The sequence below is a fragment of the Paraburkholderia sp. genome (assembly GCF_035948235.1).
Lineage (GTDB): Bacteria > Pseudomonadota > Gammaproteobacteria > Burkholderiales > Burkholderiaceae > Paraburkholderia.
Genome location: NZ_DASZJJ010000234.1, coordinates 1 through 7,059, shown reverse-complemented (window position 1 = coordinate 7,059; position 7,059 = coordinate 1). Strand labels below are relative to the sequence as shown.

The following is a 7,059-nucleotide window of genomic DNA, read 5'->3' as shown; positions in this document are numbered from 1 at the left end:
TGCGGCCGAATTCCGAATCGACCGTCGACAGGGCGACTTCGACTTCCTCGTCGGCTTCGTCGTCGGCTTGCTGGTCGGCGCGTGCTTCGTCGTTCAGGAGCAGTGTGTCGGCGTCCGGCGCCTGCTCGTAGACCTGCACGCCCATGTCGTTAAACGTGGCGACAATGGTTTCCAGCGCGGCCGTCTGCGCGAAGTTATCGGGCAGATGGTCGTTAATGTCGGCGTGGGTCAGATAACCACGTTCGCGACCGAGCTTGATGAGCGCGCGCATCTGGTGCTGGCGCTTCTCGAGTTGCGAAGAACCGTCCATTTGAGTCGTATCGCCGGTCTTGTCCTTGGATCCGCGGCGTGCGGTGCGGGTAGACGACGAGGCCAGCGCGTCTTCCCGATCATGGCTAGTCAATACATTCTCCTCGAAAGGAATGCCCGGCGAGGGCAAAAAGGGTCACGCGCCAGCGGCGTGGCGTCCTGGCGATGACGAAATTGCAGGGGAATGGGCGGGGGCGCGTGCCGGCCCGCCGAGCGAGCGCCAAACGCACAAGGGCGTGGCGTCCTGGATTTTCGTGCAATGCAGAAAGATCGCGTATGGTAGTGCGTTACGCCACGTGAGGCAACCCGAATCGTCGCGCGGACGCACAGATCGCCCTTCGCAGGGTCGAAACGAATTGGATACGTCGTCTGAATAGCGCCTTTTGGCGCTCCGCGTTCTCTCACGCGCGGAATTTGACGCAATAACCTGCCAATGGTTCGCACGTTTTCCTTCACTGGATAAACGGCCTGGCGGTGCCGCAGCAAAATTGCGTCGAAATGGCGCATGGGCGCACGTGGCACGCTGCAATCGCTCCCCATGGCGGCAATTGCAACGCGACAACCTTCTATTATGAACGTATCGGCCTCCTTGTGCGTTGACCTCGACACGCACGCCGCAATATTACGAAGGAAATTCATCATATTGCGGAAGTGCATCGGTGATTTCGTACCACGGCGCCTTTGAGCCGACGAACAGATGGCCCTGCGCACGGATCGAGGGTGCGTCCACGAGCGTGCCCATCGTGACATGTACCCAGGCGCCTTCACGCACCACGGAAAAGAGCAGCGAGCCGCAGTGTCCGCAATGGACATCGTGGGCGGCGTCGGCATTTCCATGGATCAATACGTCGCTCTGGCCCTGTTCCAGGCGCAGGTGTTCGCGCTCGATCCCCGCGAACGGCTTGAATGCCGCACCCGTCGCTCGCCGGCACTGCGAGCAATGGCAATTGAAGGCGTAGCGAAACGCATCCGCGACCTGATAGCGCACCACGCCGCAAAGGCACTGGCCGCGTAGCGGCGCACGGGTCTCTTTGATCGGCGTTGAGTTCATGGTGGCTGACTGGCTGGCAATAATGGCAAGGAAGCAGGCGAAACGTGACGCCCTGACGGCGTGGCGCGACTTCCTCTCCTATATATATACGCTCACCGGAAAATCGAGGGCTTGGTACGCATAGGTTCCCGCTCAAACCTGCTTGTACCCAAAGGTCACCACTTATGGGAGCTTCTTGCCTGCGCCAGATCGCTTTCTATGCAATGTCGGTGCGACAAGGCACACACACAAGCCCGGAAAGCGACTAAACCTGCCTTTTTCGCGTCGCCTGCACCCTTCGCAGCGACTGCAATCCCAAATCCGGTTACCTCAAGCCCGGGCCGCGCTCAGCTGGCCCGCTCCCGAAGCTCCTTCAGCCCCTTGATAACGACGAGCAGTGCGCGCCCGTGCTCCTCCGAACCGTCCCAGACATCGACGATGGCATTGCGCAGCAGTTCGTTGTAGGCCGCAGCAGGCCGCGAAGCCGCCTTTATCCCGTAGAAACTGCATAGCTTAGTGAATGACGCGCTGCGTCGAACGCGGTGCCCGTTCGAAAGCCGGAGCCGCGAGACGGTGGGCTGGCTGACCCCGGAAAGCCGTGCGATTTCGCTGGACGAGCGGGTATCCGCCGCCAGCCGGCGCAGTAATTCCTGCACGGGAAAATGAGTGTCTGGGCCTTCCATATCATGCATTATACCTATACAGTAGCATTTATTGAATTGCCTGCCGTATAGGTGGGCACGGCGCATTTCGAGGAAGTCGATGGCACTGAAACACTTACCGCCCACGTTCTGCTGGTCGAGGATCGGATCTGAAACGGGAGAAGATCTCCCGACGGCCGTTCTGCGCAAGGAGTGGGAGCGTCGTCTGGGCGGCGGGCGTTTCCTGTGGGGCATCAACCAGTCGCTCGGCAGCAGCGCGCAGGTCGCCGCGCTGCGCACGGGTTCTCTGCTGGCGTTGTTCTCACCGGCAGCCAGTCGCTCGCGAGTGGCGGACGTGCGGCGCGAAGACGCATTCGTGTGGAACGCATGGATGGATGCGAGCGGGCAGGTGCGGCAGTTGCCGCAGCACGTATTCGTGACGAGCCGCACGCGCCTGCCGTCGGGCAAACTGCGCGACCATCACTACGCGTTGGTGTGTGCGTCGCCGACCGAACTCACGCTCGGCAGCAGCCTGCGCGTGCAGCCCGAGCGCCTGCGCAGCGTGAGCACCGCGAAAGCGCCGTGCGCCTCGCAGGGCACCATGATCGTGGACCGTATGGATCGTGCAGGCCAGACGCCGCGCGCGGGCGCGGAGTTCGGCGCGAAGGGCTATCCGGTGGCGTTCGGCGTGGAACTGGAGGCGCCGTATTTCGTGAAGCTCGTGCAACCCACGCGTGTAAAGGCGCGCGACATGGCGAAATTGCACGAAGCGGTACGCAACGTCGACTTCGACGCCTACGTCGACCTCACGAAGCGTCTGCGCAGCGAAGCGTCGGCGCAGCCCACGCGCGGCGTGACGAGCGATCTGTTTGAACTGGTGACGAAGGCGCGTGAATTGAGCGCCGCGCTTCAGGCCGAATGCGAGGCCCAGGCGGGCATCGTGCGCAACCGTGGCGTCGAGCCGCCGGCGCTTTCAACCTGCGGTGACACGCGCGAACTGTTTGCACGCGATCTGTTCGACATGGCCCCTGCCGAATCCGACTGCTCCAGGCCCACGCGGCCAGCCGGCGAAACGTCAGGCGAAATCGTGCGCACGTCCCGCTCGCGCTCAGCATCACGCGCAGCGGACTGGACGCAGTTGACGATGGAACTGCCACAAGGTCAAAGCGATCTCTGGCCGTATCCGCATCCCAGCAAACGTGGCCGCCCGACGCTCTCCTGAACCGGAGCAACCCGTCACGCCGCTTATTTTTCCGGCTCGGCCTTGAGCCCCAGCACGGCCGCCACGAGCGGCCAGCGCCCGGCGGCATCCTGCCACGCGTCCTGGGCCTGCACGTCGTAGTAGCGCTCGGCATCGACGCCATCGACCAGGCGAGCAAGCGCGTCGATATCGCCGGGCATCAGCGAATTGCGCGAGCGCCGCCCGCTTCCCCACAGTTTCAGCGCCATTTACTTGCCCTCCACCCAGACGCCGTCCGGCGTATGGATCACATAGCCTGTTGGCGTGGTCATCGTCACGGTGCCTTCGTTTTCGCCCACCATGCGTGTCTGCGGCAGGTTCTGCGCGTATTGCGCGAGCGGCTGCGCGCCTACCGCAAAGGGACTCTTGGCCACCAGGTTGGCGAGCAGTTGCGCGAGCGCCAGGTAGCTCGTCGGCTGGTCGATGGTCACCGGGCCGCCGGCGTGCTCGGTGCCTGCAGGCAGGCCAACGACCTTCACGCCCACCGGCACATGGACGATATGCGGCGTCGGAATTTCGCGCATGCCGGCGATCTGGTTCTCTTCGCCGCGCAGCGCCGCGCCGTGCTCGGGTACGAACACGATCACCGCCTTGCGGCCGGACTGCGCGACCAGATCGATCACCTTGTCGACGTCGCCCAGCAGCGTCTGCAGACGGATCGGATACGACTCCAGACTCGTGAGCTTCGTGTTGGGCAGGCGGTTGCCGTCGTGCATCGACACGGTGTTGTAGTAGAGCGCGACGGGTCCGCCGCCCGCTGCGATGCGCTGCTTGTACCAGCGCGCGATCACGTCGTAGTCGTCCACCAGATTCGAATTGTCGAACTCCTTCATGAATGCGGGCAGACCGTCGTTCGACGGAATCGTCACGCCCGGCACACCGATTTCCTTGATGACGGTCCCGCGGAAATCGTCGAAGCGGCCGTTGTGGTTGAGCAGCGCGTTGGGCGTGAAGCCGGCCTGGGCCAGTTGCGCGAACAGATGACACTCGGGCGGCGCCGGATCGTACAGCGCCTTATGCGGTTCCTGCCCGCAGGTCGCGCGCAGCACGCGGATTGCGGCCGGCCCGCTATAGCTCGCGCCCGAGCTGAAGTTCTGGAAGATGTAGTCGAAGCGCGAGAACAGCGGGTTGTTGCGCGCCTTCGCGACGTCCATGTCGTCCCAGGAAAGCGAGCAGATATGCACGACGATGATGTCGAATTGCGCGCTCGCGTCGCTGGTGATCGGCGTGAAATTGACGCGCCGGCCGTCTTCGTTGGCGCGGAACGCGGCGAGCTGCTCGTCGTAACCGCCCTTCTGTTCGTTCTTCGGCTCGTTGGCGTTGCGGCCTTCGCCGTCGCTGCCGTCGCCGCCATTCTGGGCCAGCGCGCTGGTGGCGTTGGCGACCAGCGTGCCCGCGCCCTGATACAGCGGCACGCCGACCAGCGCGATCAGCACGAGCGTCGTCACGCGAATCCACCGGTTGATGAGGAAGTAGAGCAGCACCGCCAGCACGACCACGACGATCGCCTTGAGCGAGACGAGACGCCCGAGCAGTTCCAGCATGTACGAGGGCGTGAAGGTGAGCAGCACGGGAATCTGCGAGATCGCGCGGCTGATCGGCGGCCAGCCCGACTCGTGATAGAAGAGCGCAATGCCGGCGAGCACGGCGAGCACATTGCGCGTGATGCGCAGCCAGCGCCGATGCAGCGGCACCAGCAGCGCGACGGCGAACAGGATGTTCAGCAGCCATTCGACCTGCAGCTTCCCGAGCGAGAAGAGGTACAGCTTGGCGGCGAAGTAGAGATTCCAGAGGCCCATAGTGAGTCGCGTTCCAGCGTTGGTGCGGCGTGAATCGGTTGCTGCTGTGTTGTGCTTTTAAGGCTGGCGCGCCGGCTTGCCCGGTTCGTCGCGCCGCCGCGTGAAGATGTTTTCCAGCGCGTCGAAGAAGGCGTCGAACAGACGCAGATAGCCCTGCCAGCTCAGCAGGATCAGCTCGACCAGGCCGTTGAGCGGCGCGTCTTCGCGCGGCACGTCTTCCCATTCGAGCCACGCGTCGGCGCGTCCGAACGTGCACTCGACCAGACGTCGCTCGCGCTCGATCGACATGTCCTCGAAGCGGATGCCCAGATGCCGGTCCGCCAGGCGCGCGACCACGGCGGGGAAGTCGTGTTCGACCGCGCCGCGCGAGAGGCACACGCTCACGCGCTCGCCGGACGCGAGCTTTTCGTCGCCCGACTCCACCGGAAGCACCAGCCCGAGACCGCCCATCGAATAGTTTTCGGTCTTGCAGGCGAGCGTGCGGCCATCGGGCAGCGTGAGCATGGCAGGCACGCGCAGCGGAATACGATGCGCGACGCGCACCTGGCGCGCTTCCTTGGCCACACCCACGGCAAGACCCAGCACCGTGAGATTCACGAAGGCCCAGAACATGTTCATGCCGACCGTGGCGGGCTCGTCGGTTTGCCAGATCGTCAGCCGCGCAACGCCGAACAGCATCGCGATCACATTGACGCCAAGCAGCACGAGATACGGCGTGGAGATGGTCCAGTCGAGGTAATCCTCCTCGATATGGCCGCCTTTGGACGTCACGTTGAACTTGCCGAGCTTGGGATTGACGACGGCGATCGTGGTTGGCAGCACGATGTACCACGCCAGCACGCTCTCGTAGGCTTCTGCCCAGAACGAATGCCGGTAGCGTCCCTGGATGCGCGAGTTGGCGATGGCGGCGGTCACAAGATAGGGCAGCACGTACGCGAGGATCACTGTCGCGGGCGTATTGATGACGTGGAGCCCGAAGAACAGATACGCGCACGGCATCACCAGGAAGATCAGCCGCGGCAGCCCGTAGAAAAAGTGCAGCATGGCGTTGCTGTAGCACATGCGCTGGAAGAACGAGAGCCCCTTGCCGAACCACGGATTGTCGAGCCGGAAGATTTGCGCCATGCCGCGCGCCCAGCGGATGCGCTGGCCGATATGGCTCGCGAGACTTTCGGTGGCCAGACCCGCGGCCTGCACCGTGCGCAGATACGCCGACGTAAAGCCATTGCGATGCAGCCGCAGTGAGGTATGAGCATCCTCGGTCACGGTCTCGGTCGCGATGCCGCCGATCGACTCCAGCGGCCCGCGCTTGATGACCGCGCAGGAGCCGCAGAAGAAGGTCGCGTCCCAGAAGTCGTTGCCGTCCTGGATCAGGCCGTAGAAGAGGCTGCCTTCGTTCGGCACGCGGTGGAACGTGTCGAAATTGCGCTCGAACGGATCGGGCGAGAAGAAGTGGTGCGGCGTTTGCACCATCGCGCACTTCGGATCGGCGAGGAAAGTGCCCACCGTGGTCTGCAGGAAAGAGCGCGTGGGAATGTGGTCGCAGTCGAAGATCGCAATCAGCTCGCCCGAGGTGAGCTTGAGCGCGTGATTGATGTTGCCCGCCTTCGCGTGCGTGTGTTCCTCGCGGCGGATATAGCCCACGCCCACATGCGCGGCGAAGTCGCGAAACTCGTCGCGGTCGCCGTCGTCGAGCAGATAGATGCGCAGCTTGTCGCGCGGCCAGTCGATCGTGCTGGCGGCGAACACGGTCGGACGCACCACCGAAAGCGGCTCGTTATAAGTCGGAATGTAGATGTCGACGGTCGGCCAGTCGGCGGGATCGTCGGGCAGCGGCGAGGGTTTGCGGCGCAGCGGCCAGGCCGTTTGCACATAGCCGAGCATCAGCACGATCCAGGTGTAAAGCTCGGCGGCGAACAGCACGTAGCCCACGATGGCTTCGGCGGCGCTCGTCAGATGCAGCGTCTGGGTGGAACGCCACCAGACATAGCGCCCCGTCATGATGATCGAGAGCATCACCATCAGCATGGTGGCGAGGCG

7 protein-coding genes are annotated in these 7,059 nt (G+C 63.7%); 1 reads left to right on the top strand and 6 read right to left on the bottom strand.

Going from position 1 to position 7,059, the window contains the following annotated elements:
• From VG320_RS20465 to VG320_RS20455, 3 genes are all read right to left on the bottom strand, one after another.
• A partial coding sequence (locus VG320_RS20465; RefSeq protein WP_327201891.1) for an RNA polymerase sigma factor region1.1 domain-containing protein occupies positions 1 to 403 on the bottom strand: 403 nt, incomplete at its 3' end.
• 528 nt (positions 404 to 931) lie between these two features.
• Positions 932 to 1,360 carry a GFA family protein gene (locus tag VG320_RS20460; protein WP_327201890.1) on the bottom strand — a complete coding sequence of 143 codons (429 nt, stop codon included), beginning with the start codon at positions 1,358 to 1,360 and terminating at the stop codon, positions 932 to 934.
• A 326-nt stretch (positions 1,361 to 1,686) separates the two neighbouring features.
• Positions 1,687 to 2,022 carry an XRE family transcriptional regulator gene (locus VG320_RS20455; protein ID WP_327201889.1) on the bottom strand — a complete coding sequence of 112 codons (336 nt, stop codon included), beginning with the start codon at positions 2,020 to 2,022 and terminating at the stop codon, positions 1,687 to 1,689.
• Between the two features lie 79 nt (positions 2,023 to 2,101).
• Here VG320_RS20455 and VG320_RS20450 point away from each other — a divergent pair, with 79 nt between their 5' ends.
• Positions 2,102 to 3,202 (top strand): hypothetical protein, encoded by a 1,101-nt coding sequence (locus VG320_RS20450; RefSeq protein ID WP_414696081.1) that lies wholly within the window; start codon positions 2,102 to 2,104, stop codon positions 3,200 to 3,202.
• A 23-nt stretch (positions 3,203 to 3,225) separates the two neighbouring features.
• Here VG320_RS20450 and bcsR read toward each other — a convergent pair whose 3' ends face one another.
• The 3 genes from bcsR to bcsA all read right to left on the bottom strand — a co-directional run.
• On the bottom strand, positions 3,226 to 3,429 hold the full coding sequence (gene bcsR / locus VG320_RS20445) for a BcsR/BcsP family cellulose biosynthesis protein (protein ID WP_327201888.1): 204 nt from the start codon (positions 3,427 to 3,429) through the stop codon (positions 3,226 to 3,228).
• Entirely contained in the window at positions 3,430 to 5,019 is a 1,590-nt protein-coding gene (bcsG, locus tag VG320_RS20440; RefSeq protein WP_327201887.1) for a cellulose biosynthesis protein BcsG, read from the bottom strand.
• Positions 5,020 to 5,076: 57 nt separating this feature from the next.
• The coding region (gene bcsA / locus VG320_RS20435; RefSeq protein ID WP_327201886.1) for a UDP-forming cellulose synthase catalytic subunit at positions 5,077 to 7,059 on the bottom strand (1,983 nt) is incomplete at its 5' end.